The organism is Caballeronia grimmiae (genome assembly GCF_000698555.1).
Classification (GTDB): Bacteria; Pseudomonadota; Gammaproteobacteria; order Burkholderiales; family Burkholderiaceae; genus Caballeronia; species Caballeronia grimmiae.
This window is the reverse complement of sequence record NZ_JFHE01000159.1, coordinates 1-306: the sequence shown is the minus strand read 5'-3', so window position 1 is coordinate 306 and position 306 is coordinate 1. Positions and strand designations below refer to the sequence as shown.

The window sequence follows — 306 nt, the reverse complement described above, 5'->3', positions numbered from 1 at the left end:
AACGCCTGGACTACTAGGGTTTCTAATCCCTTTCGCTACCCTGGCCTTCGTACCTCAGCGTCAGTTAATGTCCAGGAACCCGCCTTCGCCACGAGTCTTCTTCTTGATATCTACGCATTTCACTGCTACACCAAGAATTCCGGTTCCCCCTCCATTACTCCAGCTCAACAGTATCATGCGCACTCCAGAGGTTGAGCCCCTGCCTTTCACGCACGACTTATCAAGCCGCCTACGTACCCTTTACGCCCAGTGATTCCGAACAACGCTTGAGACCTCTGTATTACCGCGGCTGCTGACACTGAATTC

At 52.6% G+C, this 306-nt stretch carries 1 rRNA gene; it reads right to left on the bottom strand.

The features are described from left to right. A 16S ribosomal RNA gene (locus BG57_RS33545) occupies positions 1 to 306 on the bottom strand; the annotation flags it as partial.